Annotated in this window: 19 protein-coding genes; 10 read left to right on the top strand and 9 right to left on the bottom strand. The window is 70.1% G+C overall.

Translation table 11 applies throughout. The features are described from left to right. Positions 1–46: 46 nt before the first annotated feature. A complete protein-coding gene (locus KLK06_RS23545) occupies positions 47–271 on the top strand; it encodes a hypothetical protein (protein ID WP_214637728.1) in 225 nt (74 codons plus the stop codon). Here the strand turns inward: KLK06_RS23545 and KLK06_RS23540 are convergent. From KLK06_RS23540 to KLK06_RS23530, 3 genes are all read right to left on the bottom strand, one after another. Next, a complete protein-coding gene (locus KLK06_RS23540; RefSeq protein WP_214637727.1) occupies positions 254–2,011 on the bottom strand; it encodes a glycoside hydrolase family 36 protein in 1,758 nt (585 codons plus the stop codon). The genes KLK06_RS23545 and KLK06_RS23540 overlap by 18 nt on opposite strands. Further along, the gene (locus tag KLK06_RS23535) at positions 2,011–3,174 is read right to left on the bottom strand and encodes an ROK family transcriptional regulator (RefSeq protein ID WP_214637726.1); all 1,164 of its coding nucleotides are present in this window, start codon (positions 3,172–3,174) and stop codon (positions 2,011–2,013) included. Before KLK06_RS23535 ends, KLK06_RS23540 begins: the two co-directional genes overlap by 1 nt. 121 nt (positions 3,175–3,295) lie before the next feature. Further along, on the bottom strand, positions 3,296–3,901 hold the full coding sequence (locus KLK06_RS23530) for a TetR/AcrR family transcriptional regulator (RefSeq protein WP_250905882.1): 606 nt from the start codon (positions 3,899–3,901) through the stop codon (positions 3,296–3,298). 100 nt (positions 3,902–4,001) lie between these two features. On the opposite strand from KLK06_RS23530, the gene KLK06_RS23525 reads away from it, so the two are divergent. The 3 genes from KLK06_RS23525 (at position 4,002) to KLK06_RS23515 (ending at position 7,029) form a co-directional block, all read left to right on the top strand. Continuing rightward, positions 4,002–5,192: a cytochrome P450 gene (locus tag KLK06_RS23525; protein ID WP_214637725.1), complete on the top strand. Its 1,191-nt coding sequence runs from the start codon at positions 4,002–4,004 to the stop codon at positions 5,190–5,192. Positions 5,193–5,196: 4 nt separating this feature from the next. Then, a complete protein-coding gene (locus KLK06_RS23520; protein ID WP_372454968.1) occupies positions 5,197–5,391 on the top strand; it encodes a ferredoxin in 195 nt (64 codons plus the stop codon). Between the two features lie 1,191 nt (positions 5,392–6,582). Then, positions 6,583–7,029, top strand: a complete 447-nt coding sequence (locus tag KLK06_RS23515; RefSeq protein ID WP_214637724.1) for an SAV_6107 family HEPN domain-containing protein — start codon at positions 6,583–6,585, stop codon at positions 7,027–7,029. A 775-nt stretch (positions 7,030–7,804) separates the two neighbouring features. Here the strand turns inward: KLK06_RS23515 and KLK06_RS23510 are convergent. From KLK06_RS23510 to KLK06_RS23485, 6 genes are all read right to left on the bottom strand, one after another. Then, positions 7,805–8,086, bottom strand: a complete 282-nt coding sequence (locus KLK06_RS23510; RefSeq protein WP_214637723.1) for a hypothetical protein — start codon at positions 8,084–8,086, stop codon at positions 7,805–7,807. A gap of 805 nt (positions 8,087–8,891) precedes the next feature. Further along, positions 8,892–9,386 carry a transcriptional regulator gene (locus tag KLK06_RS23505; RefSeq protein ID WP_026214021.1) on the bottom strand — a complete coding sequence of 165 codons (495 nt, stop codon included), beginning with the start codon at positions 9,384–9,386 and terminating at the stop codon, positions 8,892–8,894. A gap of 567 nt (positions 9,387–9,953) precedes the next feature. Next, positions 9,954–10,820, bottom strand: a complete 867-nt coding sequence (locus KLK06_RS23500) for a universal stress protein (protein ID WP_214637722.1) — start codon at positions 10,818–10,820, stop codon at positions 9,954–9,956. After that, positions 10,817–12,241 carry an amino acid permease gene (locus KLK06_RS23495; protein ID WP_214637721.1) on the bottom strand — a complete coding sequence of 475 codons (1,425 nt, stop codon included), beginning with the start codon at positions 12,239–12,241 and terminating at the stop codon, positions 10,817–10,819. The genes KLK06_RS23500 and KLK06_RS23495 overlap by 4 nt, the downstream gene beginning before the upstream one ends. 18 nt (positions 12,242–12,259) lie before the next feature. Beyond that, positions 12,260–13,195 carry a carbamate kinase gene (gene arcC / locus KLK06_RS23490; RefSeq protein ID WP_214637720.1) on the bottom strand — a complete coding sequence of 312 codons (936 nt, stop codon included), beginning with the start codon at positions 13,193–13,195 and terminating at the stop codon, positions 12,260–12,262. Positions 13,196–13,198: 3 nt separating this feature from the next. Next, a complete protein-coding gene (locus tag KLK06_RS23485) occupies positions 13,199–14,443 on the bottom strand; it encodes an arginine deiminase (RefSeq protein ID WP_214637719.1) in 1,245 nt (414 codons plus the stop codon). A 226-nt stretch (positions 14,444–14,669) separates the two neighbouring features. Between KLK06_RS23485 and pyrR the strand changes: the two genes are divergently transcribed. The 6 genes from pyrR to KLK06_RS23455 are packed head-to-tail and all read left to right on the top strand — an operon-like array spanning position 14,670 to position 22,741. Beyond that, positions 14,670–15,251 carry a bifunctional pyr operon transcriptional regulator/uracil phosphoribosyltransferase PyrR gene (gene pyrR / locus KLK06_RS23480; RefSeq protein WP_308168406.1) on the top strand — a complete coding sequence of 194 codons (582 nt, stop codon included), beginning with the start codon at positions 14,670–14,672 and terminating at the stop codon, positions 15,249–15,251. Beyond that, entirely contained in the window at positions 15,248–16,165 is a 918-nt protein-coding gene (locus tag KLK06_RS23475; RefSeq protein ID WP_214637718.1) for an aspartate carbamoyltransferase catalytic subunit, read from the top strand. Before pyrR ends, KLK06_RS23475 begins: the two co-directional genes overlap by 4 nt. Continuing rightward, on the top strand, positions 16,162–17,448 hold the full coding sequence (locus KLK06_RS23470; protein WP_214637717.1) for a dihydroorotase: 1,287 nt from the start codon (positions 16,162–16,164) through the stop codon (positions 17,446–17,448). The genes KLK06_RS23475 and KLK06_RS23470 overlap by 4 nt, the downstream gene beginning before the upstream one ends. Further along, entirely contained in the window at positions 17,445–18,551 is a 1,107-nt protein-coding gene (gene carA / locus KLK06_RS23465; protein WP_214637716.1) for a glutamine-hydrolyzing carbamoyl-phosphate synthase small subunit, read from the top strand. The genes KLK06_RS23470 and carA overlap by 4 nt, the downstream gene beginning before the upstream one ends. Continuing rightward, positions 18,538–21,834 (top strand): carbamoyl-phosphate synthase large subunit, encoded by a 3,297-nt coding sequence (gene carB / locus KLK06_RS23460; protein WP_214637715.1) that lies wholly within the window; start codon positions 18,538–18,540, stop codon positions 21,832–21,834. Before carA ends, carB begins: the two co-directional genes overlap by 14 nt. 40 nt (positions 21,835–21,874) lie before the next feature. Further along, positions 21,875–22,741, top strand: a complete 867-nt coding sequence (locus KLK06_RS23455) for a dihydroorotate dehydrogenase electron transfer subunit (protein WP_246652320.1) — start codon at positions 21,875–21,877, stop codon at positions 22,739–22,741. Positions 22,742–22,759 lie beyond the last annotated feature (18 nt).

Here is a 22,759-nt window from a genome sequence, read left to right as displayed (position 1 = left end):
CGCCCCCAGCCGGGCGCGGGCTGTACCCCTAGGACGGGGTCAGGCCATGGCATACGACTTCAGCAGGCGCGGATTACTCGTGGCGGGAGGCACGCTGGCGATCGCGGCGGCGGCGCCGCTCGCACGGCTGGTCGGCTGCCTGGGCACGGTCACTGGAGACGGCCCCTTCCCGCAGCCCGCCGGGTACATCGAGGGCGCCGGTCAACCGGGTCTCTTCCCGCCCTCGCTGTACGAGGCGCAGTTCCTCGACCGGCTACGTGGCGGCCTCTGAGCCCAGGTCCAGCCGGAGCAGCCCGCCCGTGGGCACCGTGATCGTGTGCATGCCGGGGGACAGCTCCAGCGTCATGTCGTTCACCGTACGGCCCCGGCAGGTCTGGACCCTGGCGCGGGCCGTACCGGAGTGGCCGGCCTGGAGCAGCACGTCGGCCGAGTCGTCGGCGTTGGCCACCCACAACGTGCCCGCTTCCGGGACCGCCACCGGCAGCGGCGCGTAGCGGGCCGTGATCACCGTGCCCGCCGAGCGAGCCGTGACCTGCGGGTATACCAGGTCGGGCCGGGCCGGCTCGAACGCGCCGCGCTGCAGCACCTCGGCGTGCTCCTTGACGAAGCCCAGCCAGAACCGCAGCACCTCCAGTTGCGCGGGCGTCTGCGTGGTGAGGTCCACCGAGATCTGCGGGACCGCGAACAGCACGTTGACGAGCTGCGCCGCCACCCGCTCGGGGCTCTCCTCCGGATGCCACATCAGCATGTCGGCGTGCACGGCCAGCGGCCCGGCGATCAGGCGCAGGTCCACCGTGCGCTGCCGGTTGTGCGCGGGGCTGAGCGGGCAGTCCGAGGCGCGGACCATCGTCGCGTACGGCCACAGCCCCGGGCTCACGTACGGCTGGCGCAGCTCCACCAGGCAGTCCCGGGGGAGCAGGGCCAGGAGCCTGCGCACGCCCTCGTTGACCGTCGCGCAGTCGGCCTCGGGCCCCGGCTCGGGCGGGTCCGCCACGGCGAACTGGTCGATGAAGTCGATCTTCAGGCCGTCCATGCCCCACTCCCGGACCGCCCGGGTCAGGTGGCCGGCGAGGAGCTCGCGGATGTACGGGTAGCGCGGGTCGACGATGACCGCGTTCATGTGCTCCTTGTAGGCCAGCGAGTACGGCTGTACGCGGTCCCAGAGCGCGGTGTGGCGGCCGACGAACGGCAGCGCGTACCAGAGCAGGTAGGCGAGCCCCGCCTGCTTGACCGCCGCCACGTGTCCGGAAATATCGGGAAAAGACGTGGCGGACGGCTCCCACTCGCCGACGTGCCCGTAGCCGCGCCCGCGGTCGTCGCTGTGCCAGCCGTCGTCCACGATGATCGCCGCGCAGCCCAGCTCGGCCGCCGGAGCGGCCTGCCGTTCCACGCTCACGGCGTCGACGTGCTGCTGCATGGCGTACCAGGTCGAGTAGGCGGGCATCCGCGCCACGTCGGGAACGTCGCGCACCGAGCCCCGCCACCACGCGGCCACGTCAGCGAGCGTGCGGGCGAAGTGCCGTCCGGTGAGATCCAGCCGCAGCACCAGGCCGGCGCCGGGGCCTGCGTCGTGCTCGGCCCAGAAGCCGAAGTCCCCGGTCTCCTCCACCACCCCGGTACGGAGGTGCACCGGCCTGACCACCTCGCCGACGGCGTACGTGCACAGCGACACGTCCCCGGCGCCCACCAGGCACCCCACGGGAGCGTTCTTCTCCAGGGCGGCGACCCGGGGCTTGCGCCAGAACGGCGGCAGCCCCCTGTGCTCGCCGCCGTCGGGCGCCCAGAACGCCGTCGCGGCCACGCACGGCACCCGCCACGCCACGCGGACGGCGGTGGGCCGGTCGGGCGTGATCCGCACCTCGTGGACGCCCTCGGCGTCCTCGGCGACGGTCCAGGTGAGCTCGGCCGCGGCCGTCGCCGTCAGCTCCGTCCCGCCTACGACGACGCGCACCTCGCGGGTCTCCGCCGGGGCCCGGTCGTGCGGCTGCCAGATCCCGGTCGCCGCGGTCATCAGCGCTCCTGGAGGGTGAAGAAGGTCTGGATGGCGACCGAGGCCGCGCCGCGCGCCCACTGCTCGAACGGCCGGGGGCGGAGGAAGATCCGGCAGTCGGCCGCCGCCCCGAACGCCTGGCTCGCGAACGACCGGCTGATCTGCTCCTCGAACAGGTCGTAGGCCGCCAGCCCCTGCACGTCACCGGTCACGATGATGCGCTCGGGCCCGATCAGGTTCGCCATGGCCGCCATGGCCAGCCCGATCGCGTTGCCGGCCCTGGCGAACACCTCGCGCGCCGCCACGTCGCCCGCGTGGGCGGCATCGATGGCCGCGTCGATGGTCAGCTCCGCGTCTCCGAGCGCCTCGCGGACCGCGGTGACGATGGGCGCGGTCCCGGCGATCGCCTCGGCGCAGCCGCGTCCCCCGCAGTGGCACTCGGGCGCCTCGCCGCTGACCGGGATGTGCCCGATCTCCCCGGCGACGCCGTGCGAACCGGCGACGATCCGATCGTTCACCACCAGCCCGCAGCCGATCCCCGCCCCCACCGTGACCAGGGCGAACGACGACGCGCCGATGCCCTCGCCGAACCACTGCTCGGCCACGGTGAGGGACTTGACGTCGTTCTCGACCGTGACCCGCAGGCCCGTCGCCTCGGCGGCCAGCTCGGCCAGCGGCACCTGCCGCCAGCCGAGGAAGGGGGAGTAGCGCACCATGCCGTGCGCCTTGTCGACGTCGCCCGACACCGCCAGGCCCAGCGCGTGACACCGCCGCCGGTACGCCGGGTCGGCGGCGAGCAGCTCGGCCACGAGATCGGCCAGCGTCGCCACCACACCCTCGGGCGAGATCGCCGTCAGCGGGCGATGCGCGGCGACGAGCACCTGGGCGCGCAGGTCGGTGACGACGCCGATGAGCTCGTCGTCAGTGATCTTCACACCGGTGAAGAACTCCCGGTCCGGCTTGATGGCCAGCGGGCTGGCCGGGCGGCCCGCGCCGGGGCCCGGCCGGTCGGTGGCCTCCAGCTCTTCCAGATAGCCCGCCTCGATGAACGGGCGGGCCGCCTTGGTGACGGCGGCGGACGACAGCCCCGTCCGCCTGGCGATCTCCACCCGGGAGACCGGCCCCTGCGTCAGGACCATGGTGAACACGGTGGCCGCCGCGGGAGTGGTGAGCGGTGCGGGCATGATGGGCATCGTAACACTAATTAACTTCGTTAAGAATTGATTCGAAGGGCACGTCGATCCAGGGTATGGAATTCAAGACGCTCCGGGCACGCCTTCGGTGAGCGCGCTCGATCGTGGTTCATTACCCGATGGAGGACAGGCCGCGCAGGGTGAGCTGGGCGGCGCGCATGGCCGCCTCCTCCGCCTGCTCCAGTGATCCGCCCCGGTTGATGCTGGAGATGACCGCGAGCTTGGTGGCGCCGATCAGCGCGCCCACGGCCGCCGCCGCGTCCACGTGGTCGAGCTCGTCGGGGAAGGCGTCCTCCAGCGCCAGCGCCAGCCGGAGCTGGCTGTCGAACAGCAGGTGCAGCGCCCGCGCCTGCAGCGAGGGGACGGTCATCACCAGCCGCATCCGCAGGGGCACCTCCTCCACCGAGAAGCCGTCGTCGCCGGAGGTCCAGCCCATGCTCGCGCGTACGAGCCGCAACAGCAGGTCCGCCAGGTGCTCGCCGGGCATCCTGGACGAGATCAGCTCCGTGGCCATCGCCATGCGCGACTCGCCGTCGAAGAACAGCACGTCCTCCTTGCTGGCGAAGTAGCTGAAGAACGTCCGCGTCGACACCTCGGCCGCGGCCGCGATCTCGGCCAGCGTGGTCTCCTCGAAGCCCTTCTCGTCGAACAGCCGGAGCGCCGCCTCGATCAGCGCCCGGCGCGTGCGCTGTTTCTTACGCTCCCGCAGTCCCACCATGTCGCGAACTGTACCGTCAATCTCCATTTGTTGCACCCATTGAAATTTTGCAACGGATGAGGTTTTCTGGGGAGGTTGACGATGAGAAAGGAACCGCAGCATGTCTGATCTGACCCTCACCACCACCCGCCAACGCCCCTTCGATCCGCCCGACGAAATCGCCGAGCTACGGCCAAAAGCGGCGATCCACCGCATGACCTACGCCGACGGGCACCTCGGCTGGCTCGTGACCGGCTACTCCGCCGCGCGCGCCGTGCTCGCCGACGCGCGCTTCAGCAACCGCCCCGAGCGCATGCACCCGCCGATCCCGGCCCGGATGGCGCTCGCTCAGGAGGGGGGCTTCCGCGTTCCGCCCGGGTTCTTCCTGCGGATGGACGCGCCCGAGCACACCCGCTACCGCAAGCTCCTCACCGGCCAGTTCACCGTGCGCCGGATGAAGGAGCTGGAGCCGAGGATCGCGCAGATCGCCGAGGCCTGCCTCGACGCCATGGAGGCCGCGGGCAAGCCGGTGGACCTGGTGCAGGAGTTCGCGCTGCCCATACCGTCGCTGGTGATCTGCGAGCTGCTCGGCGTGCCGTACGAGGATCGGGCGCAGTTCCAGGAAGACACCAAGGTGCTCGTCAACCTGGAGGTCAAGGCCGAGGACGCCGTCGGCGCGATGACCCGGATCTCCGCGTACCTCTACGGGCTGATCCAGCGCAAGCGCGCCAAGCCGACGGACGACCTGCTCAGCGGCCTCGTCGAGAGCGGCGAGCTGAACGACGAGGAGCTCACCGGCGTCGCGTTCCTGCTGCTGGTGGCCGGACACGAGACCACCGCCAACATGCTCGGCCTCGGCACCTACGCGCTGCTCACCAACCCCGCCCAGCTCGCCGTCATGCGCGACGACCCGTCCGCGGTCGAGAACGGCGTCGAGGAACTGCTGCGCTACCTCACGATCATCCACCTCGGGCCGATCCGGAGCGCACTGACCGACGTCGAGATCGAGGGCCAGGTCATCAAGGCCGGCGAATCGGTCATGCTCCACCTGCCGGTGATCAACCGCGACCCGTCCCGCTTCCCGGACGGCGAGCACCTCGACCTCACCAGGCCCGCCACCGGCCACCTCACGTTCGGCCACGGCATCCACCAGTGCCTCGGCCAGCAACTGGCCCGGGCCGAGATGCGCATCGGCTACCCCGCGCTCCTGCGGCGCTTCCCCGGCCTACGCTTGGCTGTATCACCGGAGGAGGTGCCGATGCGCTCGGACATGAGCATCTATGGAGTGCACCGCCTCCCTGTCACCTGGTAGGTCAATGATGGAGATCAAGGCAGACACGACGGTGTGCATCGGTGCGGGCATGTGCGCGCTGACGGTGCCGGCGATATTCGACCAGAGCGAGGACGAGGGGACGGTGGTGGTCCTTGACTCCACCCCACCTGCCGAACTGGAAGACGCCGTCCGCCGCGCCGTGACACTGTGCCCGTCCGGGGCCATCTCGGTGGTCTGAGACACCATTCAGTACGTTTTTCATGCTTTATCGCGATTTGCCGGTTATCCCCGCGCCGACGGCGGGTCCTCGTTTGTCTTACGTTCTGGCTAGACCGCATTGTCTGACGATCTGGCCAGACCGGGACACACCGCCGTCGCCGCGGCTCCTGCACCTCACCCCACGCCCACGACCTCTGGCACCACGACACACACCCTGAGCCCCCCAAGCCAGAGCCCCTCGATCCATAGCTCCAGAGCCCCACGCCCTCGGCCCCCACGCCCTCGGCCCCCACGCCCTCGGCCCCTACGGCCCCTCGGCCGTGCGCCCCGAGTCCGTCTGTTTCACGGCCTTCAGCCCTACGCTGAGCGGCCACGCTCCACGGGCGCTCAGGTCGGCCGTCGTAGCGTCAACGGTCACCGCGGTCCTCCATGCCGGTCACTCGTGGGCAGCGGCAATCTAGCCACGGTGCCCTGCCGCAGGCTCGCGACCCCGCGATGTCCCTGCGCCGGACCTGGCGCCTTCGACCACTCGCTCTGCCTCTGCTCACCTGCATGCTTCACGGAGCCGACACCTGGCCCCCCAGCTCCCCAACGCGGCCTCTCGCTCAACGCGGCCCCCGGCTTTCAGCGCGGTCCCTCGCCCAACGCGGTCCTCCTCTCGAGACGGCACCCTCTCAGGGCGGCCCCCACCCCGCACGGCCGCCTCGCAATGCGGTCCCCCACCCACCACCGTCCCTCGCCCAATGCGGCCCCCACCCACCACGGTCCCAACCCCAATGCGGCCCCCACCCAACGCGGCCCCACCCAACACGGCCCCCGCCCAGGGCGGAGACCCCTCCCAGGGCGGATCCGCACGTCGAAGGGCGTATGCTCTTTCGCCCGCCATGTTGATCGAATCTGTGTTCGTAGAACAGGTTGACACCGAGCGTGATCGAAATTATGTTCGACCTAGTGGCGTGAGGCTCGCGGCTCACGTCGTAGGACCTGGTCGCGGGCCGTTCGCTTCCCCCAAGCGAGACCCGCGATCAGGCTCCAGGGCGAAGGGCGTGTCCTCGTCGTCGGCGGAGACGAGTGGGCGCGTCCTGGCTGGACGGGGAGTGGGGAAGCTCCTCGTCCAGCCAGCCCGGCGGAATTGTCGGTGGAGTCTGCGAACGTTAACTCCACCGGCGGAGACGCCGGGAGCCGCCATGACTCCAAGGAGGCGCGCAAGATGGCACAACGGCTCGGCGATACGCAGGGGCCCCGGCTGTCGCCCGCGGTTCGGGCACACCTGACGGATTCACGTTCCTGCCTGGCGGAGGCGGCGACCGCTCGCACCCCGGCATCCCGATATGTGGCAGCACATCTGGCAGCTCTGCGAGCGGCGGCGGCGATCCTGGCCGCCCGTCCCCGCCCCATGGAAGGCCGCAGGCGCCGCCTGCGCAGCGCGTGGGAGCTGCTCCCAGAGGCGGAGCCCAGGCTCGCGGAGTGGGCCGCCTACTTCTCGGTGAGCGCCGCCAAGCGCGCCGCCGCCGAGGCCGGCATGGTCCGTGGCGTCAGCGCAGCCGACGCGGACGAACTCCTGGCCGAGGCGGACACCTTTGTCGCCGTAGTACAGGACATCCTGGGCGTCCCCGCTCAACCCCAACTCCCGGTCGAGGTCCCCCTGGCCGGCTGACCACACCGCTCGCGCCGCCGACATCAGCGGCGAGTGGGCAGCCGGACAACCCCAACACGAGCGAACACGCCGATGCAGGCGAGGGACCACCAAACACCCCGACCACGTACGACCACGCCAAACCGGCAAAGGCGGAGCGAGACGTTCCAAGCGTGCGCGAACACACCGACGCACGCCAGCGTCAACGTCCCGAACGTTGGTGACCACGCCAAACCGGTAGGAGGCAAGCGAGACGCCTCAAGCATGCGCGAACGCGCCGACGCGGGCGTGCCGATTCCAAACGTGAGTGACCGCTAAGCCACAAATCGGGACTGAGCGCCTCAGCCCGCATGCGATCGACGTACGCAGCGAGGCCGAGAGCCGATGACCACGGCAACCCCTTGCAGCGGAACGCCCCAAGTATGCGCGGATGACGCCAGCGCATGTGCGCGGATAGCGCCAGGGCAGGTGAGGCCGAACGTCCCGCAGATGGGTGACCACATCAGTCTGGTAGAGGGGGAGCGGGGCGGCCTCGAGGGTGCAGGACGTGCCGACGCGGGCCAGGTCGAATGTCCTGGACGCTGTGACCGTGCCGGCCCCGACATGCTAGATACGGCCACGCGGCGGCGAAAGCGAGCCCGTGTCCCGCCTTCGTCGCCGCGCTGATCTGCTTGTCCTGCTCGTCCAGATCCGACTTACATGTCTCGACTCGCGTGCGTGCGAATCCCAACTTGATCAACACGCGATGTCCCGGCGGGTCTGCCTGCGTGTCCTCGGTGGCGCGGCGGGAGGTCGTTCACATCGGATCGCACAGCGGTACGGTGCTGTAGTCCTCGCCGGCTACTGGGCGGATGTCTTGCCAGCGCACCCAGTGGGCTTGGCCCATGTGCTCGCTGCCGTCATCGGTGTTCACCGTCTGCGGGGGCCAGAGCAGGAAGCCCCACCGTTCTCCTTCCGCATCGCCCCACGCCAGCAGGTATCGCGCCTCACCGCTGCCGGTGGTCGGGAACATCGACGCGGCATGTTCGACGATGGGCGGTCGCCACAATCCTGGTAGGCCTTTCGTGTCGAGATGCATTGGTCCATTATACGAACTGGAGTTCGATATCGCTAGCGAGATCGCTTCCCTCTCCCGATCTGGGTGGACACGGTTGGGCGACGACTGGGCGTGCGCCGCGGGTGGACCTACGTGGCTGCGTCTACGCGGTGAACTTGCGCGGCTGGCCTTGCGAGGGCGGATGTGCGCGTTGGCAGATCCGTGAAGGGGGAGAGGCCCGCGATTGGACCTGCGGGTGGATGCGCGCGGCGTGGCTTGACGTGGAGACAGGGACGCGGGCACGCGAGGCTGCGGGGACGCGAGCCTGCGGGACTGCGGGGCTGCGGGGCTGCGGGGCTGCGGGGCTGCGAGGACGCGAGGACGCGAGGGTGGGCCGCCGGGGGTGTGCGTGGCCGGGCTTGTGCGGGGTGTCTGCACGGGGTGTCTGCGTGAGGCGGCTGCGCGGCGGGGATATGCGGCGGGCCCGTGCGGCGGGCTCGTGCGGTGTTGTCTCCGCCGATCGGTTGTATGGCCGACCGCAAGCAACCGACGGGCCGGCGGTGTCTTCCCTGCGCATGGCGGACGACACCCGCCGCAGCTCATTGCTACGCCATCACCGGGAGGGCGGGGGGATCCGGCTGATGCCCGTTTCCGCAACCGTTCCGAGCTGACGTCGGTTCCGCAGCAGCGCAGAGGAGGCAGGCTGGAGGCCCCTACACAGCGAGGTCGCGGGCTTGCCGGGTGAAGTGGGGGTTCTCGCGCCGCCGTACAAGAGGTCGCTCATGCGAAAGAGGGCATGAAAGCGGGGCGCGCCGATCACATGGCGCGCCCCGAAAAACAGGAGTGGTCAGAAGGACTCGACGGCTCGGCGGGCCTCTGCGTCGAGGACGCCCCAGCTGATGAGCTCCTCCGTCAGTTCGCTAGGCGACTTGTCGTAGATCACGGCCAGGGAGCGCAGGTCTTCCTGGCGGATCGACAGGACCTTCCCGTTGTAGTCACCACGCTGGCTCTGGATGGTGGCCGCGTAACGGGCGAGTGCCCCGGCCTTCTCCTTCGGCAGCGTCGCAAGGCGTTCCAGGTCGATCACAAGCTTGGGTGTCGGGCCGAGCGGGCTGGGCGCGGCACCGCCGGGCAGCAGCTCGGAGACGGGCACCCCGTAGAAGTCGGCAAGCTCGGCAAGCTTCTGAACCGTTACAGCGCGGTCGCCACGCTCGTACGAACCTACGACAACGGCTTTCCACCTGCCACGCGACTTCTCTTCGACTCCATGCAGGGAAAGCCCCTGCTGGGTGCGGATGGCGCGGAGTCGTGCACCCAGCGACTTTGCGTACTCAGACGGCATCGTGTGGCCCCCCGGCTCTCGTATGTAGCGCTCTCAGTAGATTGTGCTCCCTTGCGGCGAATGCCCCGGCCACCGGGGGGTGTGGTGCCTGGCTCGGCACCATCGGTAGCCATGGCTCTGGGTTTACCCCATAACGCCGCGCAGTGTGGTTACGCACAGTGACGGTAAAGGGGTGGACGCCTAAGGTCAAGCTGATTGGAAAAAAGATGCCGAATCCGATCCGGGATGGAACGACTTAATCGCCCCTCTTGTCCCACTGGCAACAATACTTCGTCACTGTTTGCCCCAGTGACATACATGGTGAAATCTCCTCGAAACCCGTGTCAGTGATCGCGTAGAGGCCGAGGTGAGGGGCGGTGAGAGGGGGCAGAGGAGGGTCGGCGGCGAGCGACCAAGAGGGCGCGGCAGGGTGGGAAAGGCGCCGTCCCGGCCGGGCGGGCACGCGACGGTGGACGTCGGACAGACCCGATGGGCCCGACAGACGTCGGGGCGACAGGCGACAGGCGACAGGCGACAGGCGACGGGCGCGACGGGCGGCGACGGGCGGCGAAGCGCGTGGTGCCGGGGTCAGGCTTGGCGCGTTAGGATCATGACCGGGCACGTGGCAGCGCGTACGATCTTGAGCGACGTGTCCCCCAGGAACACCCGCCGCAACGGCCCCGCGTTGCTGGAGGCGCAGATGAGCAGTTCGCCCGGCAGCCATGACGTCTGCCCCATGGCCTGTGCCACGTCGCGGCCCTCCAGGATCTCGAACTCCGCCCGGATGTGCGGCCGCTGCCCGCTGGCCGCCTCTGTGAGGTCGGCCGCCACCTGGTCGCGGAGCCGTGTCAGCATGTCCTCCTCGACCTTGGCGCGGCGTACGCCGCGGATCACCAGCGTGATCAGCCGCAGCGGCACGTCCAGGGTGACCGCCGCCTTGGCGGCGTCCCTGACGGCGGCGTCGGCGCAGGGACCCCGGCGGTAGGCGACGGTGATCCGCTCGAAGGCCGAGGTCGGCGCGTCCGCGTAGCCGCGCGGGGCCAGCAGGACCGGCACCGACGAGGAGTGCAGCAACTGGTCGGCGGTGCTGCCGACCGAGATGCGGCCTTTGCCGCCACGCGGCGCGGAGCCGATCACGACGACGTCGGCCGCGCGCCGGCGGGCCAGCTCCACCAGCCCGCGCCCGCTGCCCTTGTGGGTGTGGACGACGTAGTCGGCCTCGTCGCCGGTGAGCGACCGCGCCTGCTCGAGTGTGGCGTCCGCCTGCTCCTTCAGGTACATGCGCCACTCGCTCAGGTCGGCACGGGCGGGCCCCGGCGTGGTCCACACGGGCGGCTGCACGGTCGCCACCAGCAGGCGCGCCTTGGCCTGCCTGGCGAGGAGTACGGCCAGTGCCAGTGCGTCACGCCCCCTCGGCTCGGGGATGAAACCGACCAGTACGCTTTCGAGCTTCATCTGGGCACCTCGGTGTTCAACCGCGAGTGGCTAAAGCCGTACAGGAAGTAACAGATCAGGCCCACCAGCATCCAGAGGCCGAACGCGAGCCAGGTGACGCCGGCGAGACCGGCCATCACGATGACGCAGAAGATCGTGCCGAGGATCGGGGTGGCGGGGAAGAACGGCGTGCGGAAGCTGCGCGGCAGGTCGGGGCTGCGGTAGCGGAGTACGAGCACGCCGATGTTGACGATGGCGAACGCGAACAGCGTCCCGATGCTCGTGGCCTCGGCGAGCTGGCCCAGCGGCACCAGCCCGGCCAGCACCGAGATGAACGCCGCCACGATGAGGGTGTTGGCGACCGGAACCTGGTGGCGCGGGTTCACCTTCTGGAAGATGTGCGGGATGAGCCCGTCGCGGGACATCGCGAACAGGATGCGGGTCTGGCCGTAGATGACGGTCAGGACGACGCTGGCGATCGCCACGACCGCGCCGAAGGACACGATCAGGCCCGGCCAGGTGGCACCGGTGGCGAGGTTCACGATGTAGGAGAGGCTGGCTTCGGTGCGCTCGGGGTCGAAGTCGGTCCACGGCATGGCGCCGATCGCGGCCACCGCCACCAGGACGTAGACGATCGTGACGATGGCCAGGGACAGGATGATGGCCAGCGGCAGGTCGCGCTTGGGGTTCTTGGCCTCCTCGCCGGCGGTGGAGGCCGCGTCGAAGCCGATGTAGGAGAAGAACACCTGCGAGGCGGCGGCCGTGATGCCCGCGACCCCCATGGGCGCGAACGGCGAGAAGTGCCCGGCCCTGAATGCGCTGAAGGCCACCACGCAGAAGAAGATCAGCACGGCGATCTTGATGAGCACGAACACGGCGTTGGCCGTGGCGCTCTCCGAGGCCCCGCGCAGCAGCAGCCAGGTGGCCAGCAGCACGATGAGGATCGCGGTGACGTTGACCACGCCGCCGTCCTGGCCGGGGGAGCGGGTGATCGCATCGGGCAGCGACCAGCCGAACAGGCCGTGCAGGAACGAGTTGAGATATTCGCCCCAGCCGACGGACACCGCCGCGACCGACACCGCGTACTCGAGCATGAGGCACCAGCCGCAGATCCAGGCGACGAGCTCGCCCAGCGTCGCGTACGCGTAGGAATAGGACGAGCCGGACACCGGGATCGAGCCGGCCAGCTCCGCGTAGGACAGCGCGGAGAACAGCGCGGTGATCGCCGCCAGCACGAAGGCCAGCACGACGGCGGGGCCCGCCTTCGGCACGGCCTGGCCGAGGATGACGAAGATGCCGGTGCCGAGCGTGGCGCCGACGCTGAACAGCGTGAGCTGCCACAGCGTCATCGTGCGGCGCAGCTCACCGCCCTCGCCGTGGCCGCCTTCGGCCACGATCTGTTCGGTGGGCTTGGTACGGAAGAGCCGTTGGGCGAGTGCCACTCGAGACCTCCTTGAGCCCTAAAGCGTGCTGGTCAGCGGCCAGCGGGCGTTCGGCGTGACGATCGTGCCCGCGGAGCCGTCCAGGATCTGCTCCGCCTGGCCGAGTTCGCCGATGGCCGCCATGTCGCCGGTGGTCTCCACGAAACGGCAGACCGCTTCCACTTTCGGCCCCATGGAGCCCGCTGGGAAGTCGAGGGCGCGTAGTTCGTGCGGGGTGGTGTTCGCGATCTCGCTCTGCCGCGCGGTGCCGAAGTCCTTCAGTACGCGCGGCACGTCGGTCAGGATGAGGAACGCGTCGCATTCGAGCGCCTCGGCCAGCATCGACGCCGTGGAGTCCTTGTCGATGACCGCCTCGACGCCGGACAGGCGGCCGTGCTCGTCGCGGATGACCGGGATGCCGCCGCCGCCCGCGCAGATCACCACGACCCCCTCGCGGACCATCTTGCTGATCAGCCGGGTCTCCACCACGCGCTGCGGGGTGGGGGAGGGGACGACGCGCCGCCAGTAGCGGCCGTCGGCCGCGACCGTCCAGCCGTACTCCTTGACCAGCTTGGCGGCCTCGTCCTGTTCGTAGACGGGGCCGACGAACTTGGTCGGGTTCTCGAAGGCCGGATCGACCGCCGACACGAGCGTCTGGGTCACCATGGCCAGCACCTGACGGCCGGGCAGCGCGTTCTGCAGGGCCTGCAGCATCCAGTAGCCGATCATGCCCTGGGTCTCGGCGCCGAGCGTGTCGAACGGGTAGGGCTTGGTCAGGCGGGGGTCGTTGGCGCTCTCCAGCGCCAGCAGGCCCACCTGCGGCCCGTTTCCGTGGGTGATGATCAGCTCGTGCTTCTCCGCGAGCTTGGCCAGCGTCTTGGCCGCGTTGGCGACGTTGGCGATCTGCGGCTCGGCGTCGGCCTTCTGGCTGCGCCGCAGCACCGCGTTGCCTCCCAGAGCGACGATGACCCTCATCGGTCAGATGCCGTCTCGCTCAAGCGGGCAGCTCATGCAGCGCGGGCCGCCGCGGCCCCGGCCGAGCTCGCTGCCCCGGATCGTGATGACCTCGATGCCGTTGTCGCGCAGGAAGTTGTTGGTCGTGGTGTTGCGCTCGTAGGCGATGACCACGCCCGGCTCGACGGCGAGCGCGTTGCAGCCGTCGTCCCACTGCTCCCGCTCGGCGGCGGAGACGTCCTGCGTGGGGGTGAGGACCTTGATGTCGTCCAGCTCCAGGGCCCGCGCGATGGCGCGGTGCATGTCCTCCGGCGGGTGGTCGGTGACCTTGAGCTCCTTGTCGGTGTCACCCGGCTCGATCGTGTACGAGGCCAGCATGCCGAGCCCCGCGTACTTGGTGAACACGCCCACGTCCACCATCGTCATCACGGTGTCCAGGTGCATGAACGCGCGGGCCTTCGGCACGTTCAGGGCGATGATCTTCCGCGCGGAGCCGGCCTGGAACAGCCGCTGCGCGAGCATCTCGATGGCCTGCGGCTGGGTGCGCTCGCTCATCCCGATCAGCACCACGCCGCGCCCGAGGACCAGCACGTCGCCGCCCTCCAGCGTGGCCGGGGCGATCGACTGGCCGGGCAGCCACACGTGGTAGCCGTCCTTCTGCGGCCGGCCGAACCCGTCGGCGAACGTCGGGTGGAACTCGTAGACGGCCTCCATGTTCACCGTCTCGCGCATCCGCGCTTTCTTCTTCATCGCGTTGATCGAGACGCCGTCGTACACCCAGCAGGAGGTGTCGCGGGTGAACAGGTGGTTCGGCAGGGGCGGCAGGATGAAGTCGTCGTCGCCGGCCGCGTGGTACGACATCGACTTCGGGTCGCAGCCGGCCTCGACCATCTCGCGCTTGGTGATGCCGCCGGTCAGGTAGAGCTGCAGGGTCTTGGAGTCCATGGCGTCGAGGGTGTTGCGGATGTCGTCGACGGCCAGCGGGCCCATGAAGCGCTCGTCGAGAATCCCGTCGAGGATGTGCTTGCGCGCCTCGGGGATCTCGATCGTCTCTTGAAGCAGGTCCGCGAGCATGTGGACCTTGACGCCGCGCTCCCGCAGCACCTGCTGGAACTCCTCGTGCTCCTCCATCGCGCGCTGCACCCACAGCACGTCGTCGAAGAGGAACGCGTCCTTGTTGGTCGGGGTGAGCCGCTTGAGCGCCAGGTCAGGCTTGTGCAGCAGCACCTGGTAGAGCTTGCCCACCTCGGAGTCGACATGGAAGGTCATTGTCTCTGTATCCCCTCGAAGCAGGCGGACGTCAACGCGCCGGCACCGCCCGCGATGCCGATGACGTGCCCCGCGCGGACGGTGCCAACACGGGAAAAGGGCGGGAAATTACCGAATCGCGGGGCGCCACGGGCAGTGGCCCGCCCAAGTTCTGGCTGGTAGCCCCTGGTACTGTGTGTCCCGACCAACACCCTTTTAAGACCCGTCCCGTGAGGCGGGAAAGGTGGTGAGCTCTGCCGTGTCCGACTTCTCGTCCGACCAGACGCCCCATTCAAGGGCCGTCCTGGAGGGCCCGGACATCCATCGTGCGCTGACCCGCATCGCGCACGAGATCCTCGAACGAACCAAGGGCGCCGACGGCGTCGTCCTCCTCGGCATCCCGACCCGCGGCGCCACCCTGGCCCGCCGGCTGGGTGACCGCATCGAGCGCTTCGAAGGCGTCAAGATCCCCGTCGGCTCGATCGACATCACGATGTACCGCGACGACCTCCGGCTCAAGCCCGCCAGGCCGCTCGGCCACACCGAGCTGCCGCCCGACGGCATCGACGGCAGGATCGTCGTCCTGGTCGACGACGTCCTCTACTCCGGCCGCACCGTCCGCGCCGCGCTCGACGCGCTCAACGACCTCGGCCGCCCGACCGCCGTACAACTGGCCACGCTGGTCGATCGCGGCCACCGCGAGCTGCCCATCCGCGCCGACTACGTCGGCAAGAACCTACCGACCGCCAAGAGCGAGAAGGTGAAGGTCTACCTGCAGGAGACCGACGGGCGTGACGCCGTGCTCCTCATGAAGGAGGACGCCAAGTGAACCGCCACCTCATCTCCGCGGGCGACCTCAGCAGGGACGACGCCCTGCTCATCCTCGACACGGCCGAGGAGCTGGCGAGGGTCTCGGAACGTTCCATCAAGAAGCTGCCCACGCTGCGCGGCCGTACGGTGGTCAACCTGTTCTTCGAGGACTCCACCCGGACCCGCATCTCGTTCGAGGCGGCGGCCAAGCGGCTGTCGGCCGACGTGATCAACTTCTCCGCCAAGGGCTCCAGCGTCTCCAAGGGTGAGTCGCTGAAGGACACCGCGCTGACGCTGGAGGCGATGGGCGCCGACGCGGTCGTCATCCGCCACGGCGCCTCCGGCGCGCCGCACCGCCTGGCCAACTGGGTGCACGGCAGCGTCGTCAACGCCGGCGACGGCACCCACGAGCACCCCACGCAGGCGCTGCTCGATGCCTTCTCGATGCGCCGCCGCCTGGGCGCCCTCGACGGCCGCACGGTCACGATCGTCGGCGACGTGCTGCACAGCAGGGTCGCCCGCTCCAACGTGCTGCTCCTGGCCACGCTCGGCGCCGACGTCACCCTGGTGGCGCCGCCCACGCTGCTGCCGGTCGCGGTCGACACCTGGCCGTGCGCGGTCTCCTACGACCTCGACGCGGTGCTGCCCAAGTCCGACGTGGTGATGATGCTGCGGGTGCAGAAGGAGCGGATGAACGCCGCCTACTTCCCGAGCGAGCGCGAATACTCCCGCCGCTACGGCCTCGACCGGGACCGCTTCGCCAAGATGCCCGACGAGGCCATCGTGATGCACCCCGGCCCGATGAACCGGGGCATGGAGATCGCCGCCGAAGTGGCCGACTCGCCGCGCTCGACCATCGTCGAGCAGGTCGCCAACGGTGTGACCATCCGCATGGCCGTCCTGTACCTGCTCCTCGGGGGAGAGACCGCATGATCGTTCGCAACGTCAGGATCCTCGGCGGAGAGCCCGTCGACATCCGGATCGAGGACGGGGTGATCGCCGAGATCGCGCCGGAGATCGCCGGTGAGCCGGGGATCGACGGCGGCGGCGCGATCGTGCTGCCCGGCCTCGTCGACCTGCACACCCACCTGCGCGAGCCCGGCCGCGAAGACGCCGAGACCGTGCAGACCGGCACCCAGTCGGCCGCCCGCGGCGGCTACACCGCCGTGCACGCCATGGCCAACACCTCGCCCGTCGCCGACACCGCCGGAGTGGTCGAGCAGGTCTGGCGGCTCGGCCGCGAGTTCGCCCACTGCGACGTCCAGCCGGTCGGCGCGGTCACCGTCGGCCTGGAGGGCCGGCAACTGGCCGAGCTCGGCGCGATGGCCGACTCCGCCGCCCGAGTTCGCGTCTTCTCCGACGACGGCAGGTGCGTCGACGACGCCGTGCTGATGCGCCGCGCCCTGGAGTACGTCAAGGCGTTCGACGGCGTGATCGCCCAGCACGCCCAGGAGCCCAGGCTGACCGGCGGCGCGCAGATGAACGAGGGCGTCGTCTCCGGCCGGCTCGGCCTGACCGGCTGGCCGGCCGTCGCCGAGGAGGCGATCATCGCCCGCGACTGCCTGCTGGCCGCGCACGTCGGCTCCCGGCTGCACGTCTGCCACGTCTCCACGGCCGGCTCGGTGGAGATCCTGCGCTGGGCCAAGTCCAAGGGCTGGAACATCACCGCCGAGGTCACCCCGCACCACCTGCTGCTCACCGACGACCTCGTCGAGGACTCGCCGGTCGGCGCCTACAACCCCATCTACAAGGTCAACCCGCCGCTGCGCACCCGCGCCGACGTCGAGGCCCTGCGCGCGGCGCTGGCCGACGGCACGATCGACATCGTCGCCACCGACCACGCCCCCCACCCGGTCGAGGACAAGGAGACCGAGTGGTCGGCCGCGGCCATGGGCATGGTCGGCCTGGAGACCGCGCTCAGCGTGGTGCAGGAGGCCATGGTGGACACCGGGCTGCTCGACTGGGCGGGCGTCGCCGATCGCATGTCGATCGTGCCCGCGCGTATCGGCCGCCTGTCGGGGCACGGGCAGCCGATCGAGGTGGGGGTGCCGGCCAACCTCACCTTGTACGACCCGTCCGTACGCACCGAGGTGGATCCGTCCGCCTTCGCGTCGAAGAGCCGCAACACGCCGTACGAGGGGATGACGCTGCCCGGCCGGGTCGTGGCGACGTTCCTGCGCGGCAAGCCGACAGTACTTGAAGGGAAGCTGGTGTGACTTCAGCGCTACTCGTTCTTGAAGACGGTCGCGTCTTCCACGGAACCCCCTATGGCGCCGAGGGCGAGACGTTCGGCGAGATGGTCTTCAACACCGGGATGACCGGCTACCAGGAGACCCTCACCGACCCGTCCTACCACCGGCAGATCGTCGCGATGACGGCCCCGCACATCGGCAACACCGGCGTCAACGACGAGGACCCCGAGTCGGGCCGCGTCTGGGTGGCCGGCTACGTCGTACGCGAGCCGTCCCGCGTGGTCTCCAACTGGCGGGCCAACCGCTCGCTCGACGACTACCTCAAGGAGCAGGGCGTCGTCGGCATCGCGATGCCCGGCACCCGCGCGCTCACCCGCCACCTGCGCGAGCGCGGCGCCATGCGCGCCGGCATCTTCACGGCTCCGGCGGAGCCGGTCGAGGACCTGGTCGAGCGCGTACGACAGGCGCCGCGCATGGAGGGCGCCGACCTGTCCGCCGAAGTGGCCACGACCGAGCCCTACGTCGTGCCCGCCATCGGCGAGAAGCGGTTCACGGTCGCGGCTGTCGACCTGGGCATCAAGGGCATGACGCCGCACCGGATGGCCGAGCGCGGCTGCGAGGTGCACGTGCTGCCGGCCGGCGCCACGTTCGAGCAGATCATGGCGGTCGAGCCGGACGGGGTGTTCCTGTCCAACGGGCCGGGCGACCCGGCCACCGTCGACGTCACGCCGCTGCGGCGGGTGCTGGAGGCCCGGGTGCCGTTCTTCGGCATCTGCTTCGGCAACCAGATCTTCGGCCGCGCCCTGGGGCTGTCCACGTACAAGCTGCGTTACGGGCACCGCGGGGTCAACCAGCCGGTCCAGGACGTACGGACCGGAAAAGTGGAGATCTCCGCGCACAACCACGGCTTCGCCGTCGAGGCGCCGCTGGGTGAGCCGTTCGACACGCCCTACGGCCGGGCCGAGGTCAGCCACGTCAACCTCAACGACCGCTGCGTGGAAGGGCTGCGCCTGCTCGACGGGCGCGCCTTCAGCGTGCAGTACCACCCGGAGGCCGCCGCCGGGCCCCACGACGCCGCCTACCTTTTCGACGAGTTCTGTGAGGTCATGAGCCGTGCCCAAGCGTGATGACATCAGGTCCGTCCTGGTGATCGGCTCGGGGCCGATCGTGATCGGACAGGCGTGCGAGTTCGACTACTCCGGCACCCAGGCTTGCCGCGTGCTGCGCGACGAGGGGTTCCGCGTGATCCTCGTCAACAGCAACCCGGCGACGATCATGACGGACCCCGAGTTCGCCGACGCCACCTACGTCGAGCCGATCACCCCCGAGTACGTCGAGAAGATCATCGCCAAGGAGCGCCCCGACGCGCTGCTGCCGACGCTGGGCGGGCAGACCGCGCTCAACACCGCGGTCGCGCTGCACGAGTCGGGCGCGCTGGAGCGCTACGAGGTCGAGCTGATCGGCGCCGACTTCGACGCGATCCAGGCGGGCGAGAACCGCGAGCTGTTCAAGGGGATCGTCGCCAAGGTCGCCCGCGAGCACGGCCTGAACGCCGAGTCGGCCAGCTCGGTCGTCTGCCACACGATGGACGAGTGCCTGGCCGCCGCGACAGAGCTGGGCTACCCGGTGGTCGTGCGGCCGTCCTTCACGATGGGCGGCGTCGGGTCCGGGTTCGCCTACGACGAGACCGACCTGCTGCGCATCGCCGGAGCCGGGCTGGACGCCTCGCCGACCACCGAGGTGCTCCTGGAGGAGTCGATCATCGGCTGGAAGGAGTACGAGCTCGAGGTCATGCGCGACAAGCATGACAACGTGGTCATCGTCTGCTCCATCGAGAACATCGACCCCATGGGCGTCCACACCGGCGACAGCGTCACCGTCGCCCCCGCGCTCACGCTGACCGACCGCGAATACCAGAACATGCGTGACGTCGCGATCGCGGTCATCCGCGAGGTCGGCGTCGATACCGGCGGCTGCAACATCCAGTTCGCGGTCAACCCGGCGACCGGCCGCATGATCGTCATCGAGATGAACCCGCGCGTGTCCCGATCGAGCGCCCTGGCCTCGAAGGCCACCGGCTTCCCGATCGCGAAGATCGCCGCCAAGCTGGCCATCGGCTACACGCTCGACGAGATCCCCAACGACATCACCAAGGAGACCCCGGCGTCGTTCGAGCCCACGCTCGACTACATCGTGGTCAAGGTGCCGCGGTTCGCCTTCGAGAAGTTCAAGGGCGCCGACCAGACCCTCACCACGCACATGAAGTCCGTGGGCGAGGCGATGGCCATCGGCCGGTCCTTCCCCGAGGCGCTGCAGAAGGCGCTGCGGTCGCTGGAGAAGAAGGACTCCTCCTTCTCCTGGACCGGCTCCCCGCGGCCCAAGGCCGAGCTGCTCGACGAGTCGCGCGTCCCGCACGACGGCCGGCTGCGCACCATGCAGCAGGCCATCCGCGCCGGCGCCACCGCCGAGGAGCTCTTCGAGGCCACCAACATCGACCCCTGGTTCCTCGACCAGTTGTTCCTGCTCGACGAGGAGGCGCGGGCCGTCGGCGAGGCGACCGAGCTGACCGCCGAGGTGCTGGAGCGGGCCAAGCGCCACGGCTTCAGCGACGCCCAGCTCGGCGAGATCCGCGGCATCGACGAGGCGCGCGTACGCGACCTGCGCCACGCGCTGGGCCTGCGGCCCGTCTACAACACGGTCGACACCTGCGCCGCCGAGTTCGCCGCCAAGACCCCCTACCTCTACTCGGCCTACGACGAGGAGAGCGAGGTCCCGTACGGCGAGCGGGAGAAGGTCATCATCCTCGGCTCCGGACCGAACCGCATCGGCCAGGGCATCGAGTTCGACTACGCCTGCGTGCACGCCTCCTTCGAGCTGTCGCGGGCCGGGTTCGAGACCGTCATGGTCAACTGCAACCCGGAGACGGTCTCGACCGACTACGACACCTCCGACCGGCTCTACTTCGAGCCGCTCACCCTGGAGGACGTCCTGGAGGTCGTCCACGCCGAGCAGCAGACCGGCCCGGTCGCGGGCGTGATCGTGCAGCTCGGCGGGCAGACGCCGCTGGGCCTGGCGCAGTCGCTCAAGGACGCGGGCGTGCCCGTGGTCGGCACCTCGCCCGAGTCGATCCACCTGGCGGAGGAGCGCGGCGCGTTCGGCCGGGTGCTCGCCGAGGCGCAGCTGCCCGCGCCCAAGCACGGCACCGCGACGACCGTGGCCGAGGCGCTGGCCGTGGCCGAGGAGATCGGCTACCCCGTGCTCGTCCGGCCCTCGTACGTGCTCGGCGGCGCCGGCATGGCCATCGTCTACGACGACGCGACCCTGAGCACCTACATGGCGGCCCAGGAGGGCGGCCATCCGGTGCTGGTCGACAAGTTCCTCGACGAGGCCATCGAGATCGACGTGGACGCGCTGTTCGACGGCGAGGAGCTCTATCTGGGCGGCGTCATGGAGCACATCGAGGAGGCCGGGATCCACTCCGGCGACTCGGCGTGCGCGCTGCCGCCGATCACGCTCGGCAGCAACGACATCAAGCGCATCCGCGCCGCCACCGAGGGCATCGCCCGCGGCGTCGGGGTCCGCGGGCTGCTGAACGTCCAGTACGCCATGTCGGCCGGCGTCCTGTACGTCCTGGAGGCCAACCCGCGCGCCAGCCGTACCGTGCCGTTCGTCTCCAAGGCGACGGCGGTGCCGCTGGCGAAGGCGGCGGCCCGCGTGATGCTGGGCTCCTCGATCGCCTCGCTGCGGGAGGAGGGCATGCTGCCCGCCACCGGAGACGGCGGCACCCTGCCGCTGGAGGCGTCGATCGCGGTGAAGGAGGCGGTGCTGCCGTTCAACCGCTTCCGCGGCGTCGACATCGTGCTCGGCCCCGAGATGCGCTCCACGGGCGAGGTCATGGGCATCGACGAGTCCTTCGGCGTCGCCTACGCCAAGTCGCAGGCGGCCGCCTACGGCGAGCTGCCCACCAAGGGGCGGGCGTTCGTGTCCGTGGCCAACCGGGACAAGCGTGCGATGATCTTCCCGGTGCGGGCGCTGGCCGACCTCGGTTTCGAGATCCTGGCCACCGAGGGGACCGCTGAGGTGCTGCGCCGCAACGGTGTCCATGCCAAGATCGTGCGAAAGCAGAGCGAGGGGCCCGGACCCGGAGGTGAGCCCACCAGTGTGCAGTACATCCTCGACGGCGAGGTCGACCTGATCGTCAACACGCCGTTCGGCAGTCCGGGCCAGTCGGGTCCGCGGCTCGACGGCTACGACATCCGCACCGCCGCCGTGCTGCGCGGCATTCCGTGCATCACCACGGTCGCCGGGCTCGCCGCCGCGGCCGCGGGCATCCAGGCCATCGTGCGGGGTGATGTCGGCGTACGGTCCCTCCAGGAGCACGCGCGGGCGCTGCGGGCGGCAGGGGCGTAGGGCTCGATCGACGGCAGGCTCCCGCGGGAGGTGAAGAGGACTGGCCGGCACCCCGGTGCAGGTGACGGGCACGGTGCTGACGACGCGCCGGGTCGACGCCTACCATGCCCTCACCGTGGTGGCGCCCGGCATCGCCGAGCGCTACCGCCCCGGCCACTTCGTGTCCGTCGCCGTGGGCGGGGCTCACACGTCCATGGTGACGCGGCGGGCCTTCTCCATCCACGACGTCAAGCCCGACTACGGCGGCACGGTGGAGCTCGTCTTCACCGTGCGCGGGCCCGGCACCGCGTGGCTGGCCGAACGCCGCGCGCGTGACACGATCGACCTCGTCGGACCGCTCGGCCGGCCCTTCCCGCTGCCCCGCGACCCGGTCCACTGCGTGCTGGTCGGTTCCGAGTACGGCTCGGCGGTGCTGTTCCCGGTGGCCGACCAGCTCATCGAACGCGGCTGCCGGGTCGACTTCGTCCTGGGCGGGGCCAGCGCGGACCGGGTGTTCGGCGCCATGCGGGCCAGGCGGATGGCCCAGACCACCACGCTCACGACCGAGGACGGCTCGCTCGGGCTGCGCGGCAGGGTGACCGACGCGCTGCCCGCGGTGATCGCCGACACACGGGCGGACGTGGTCTACGCGTGCGCGCCCATGGAGACGCTGCGGGCGGTCACGGCGGTGGCGATGGAGTTCGACATCCCGGTGCAGGTGGCGGTGGAAGAGGCGATGGCCTGCGGGATCGGGGTCTGCATGACGTGCGTGCTGCCGGTCATCGGCGACGACGGGGTGACCCGGATGGTGCGGGCCTGCGCCGAGGGGCCGGTGTTCCGGGGGGAGCGGGTGCGGTTCGAGGACGTGGGGACGATCCCGTTCGACGCGCTGGGGGCGCCCGGGGGCGGTGCTCGCCATGCGGGCTGACCCCTGCCGCCCGCGCCC

Source organism: Nonomuraea sp. NEAU-A123 (assembly GCF_018603905.1).
Classification (GTDB): Bacteria; Actinomycetota; Actinomycetes; order Streptosporangiales; family Streptosporangiaceae; genus Nonomuraea.
The sequence above is the reverse complement of the archived record's forward strand: the minus strand, read 5'-3'. Positions and strand labels throughout refer to the sequence as shown.

What these genes read in the sequence shown, in the direction of transcription:
- KLK06_RS23500 (WP_214637722.1), bottom strand. Translation starts at nt 10,820, where the DNA reads ATGAAGCTCGAAAGCGTACTGGTCGGTTTCATCCCCGAGCCGAGGGGG.
- KLK06_RS23470 (WP_214637717.1), top strand. Translation starts at nt 16,162, where the DNA reads ATGATCGTTCGCAACGTCAGGATCCTCGGCGGAGAGCCCGTCGACATC.
- KLK06_RS23540 (WP_214637727.1), bottom strand. Translation starts at nt 2,011, where the DNA reads ATGACCGCGGCGACCGGGATCTGGCAGCCGCACGACCGGGCCCCGGCG.
- KLK06_RS23535 (WP_214637726.1), bottom strand. Translation starts at nt 3,174, where the DNA reads ATGCCCGCACCGCTCACCACTCCCGCGGCGGCCACCGTGTTCACCATG.
- KLK06_RS23545 (WP_214637728.1), top strand. Translation starts at nt 47, where the DNA reads ATGGCATACGACTTCAGCAGGCGCGGATTACTCGTGGCGGGAGGCACG.
- KLK06_RS23530 (WP_250905882.1), bottom strand. Translation starts at nt 3,901, where the DNA reads ATGGTGGGACTGCGGGAGCGTAAGAAACAGCGCACGCGCCGGGCGCTG.
- KLK06_RS23520 (WP_372454968.1), top strand. Translation starts at nt 5,197, where the DNA reads ATGATGGAGATCAAGGCAGACACGACGGTGTGCATCGGTGCGGGCATG.
- KLK06_RS23505 (WP_026214021.1), bottom strand. Translation starts at nt 9,386, where the DNA reads ATGCCGTCTGAGTACGCAAAGTCGCTGGGTGCACGACTCCGCGCCATC.
- KLK06_RS23515 (WP_214637724.1), top strand. Translation starts at nt 6,583, where the DNA reads ATGGCACAACGGCTCGGCGATACGCAGGGGCCCCGGCTGTCGCCCGCG.
- KLK06_RS23485 (WP_214637719.1), bottom strand. Translation starts at nt 14,443, where the DNA reads ATGACCTTCCATGTCGACTCCGAGGTGGGCAAGCTCTACCAGGTGCTG.
- arcC (WP_214637720.1), bottom strand. Translation starts at nt 13,195, where the DNA reads ATGAGGGTCATCGTCGCTCTGGGAGGCAACGCGGTGCTGCGGCGCAGC.
- KLK06_RS23510 (WP_214637723.1), bottom strand. Translation starts at nt 8,086, where the DNA reads ATGCATCTCGACACGAAAGGCCTACCAGGATTGTGGCGACCGCCCATC.
- KLK06_RS23525 (WP_214637725.1), top strand. Translation starts at nt 4,002, where the DNA reads ATGTCTGATCTGACCCTCACCACCACCCGCCAACGCCCCTTCGATCCG.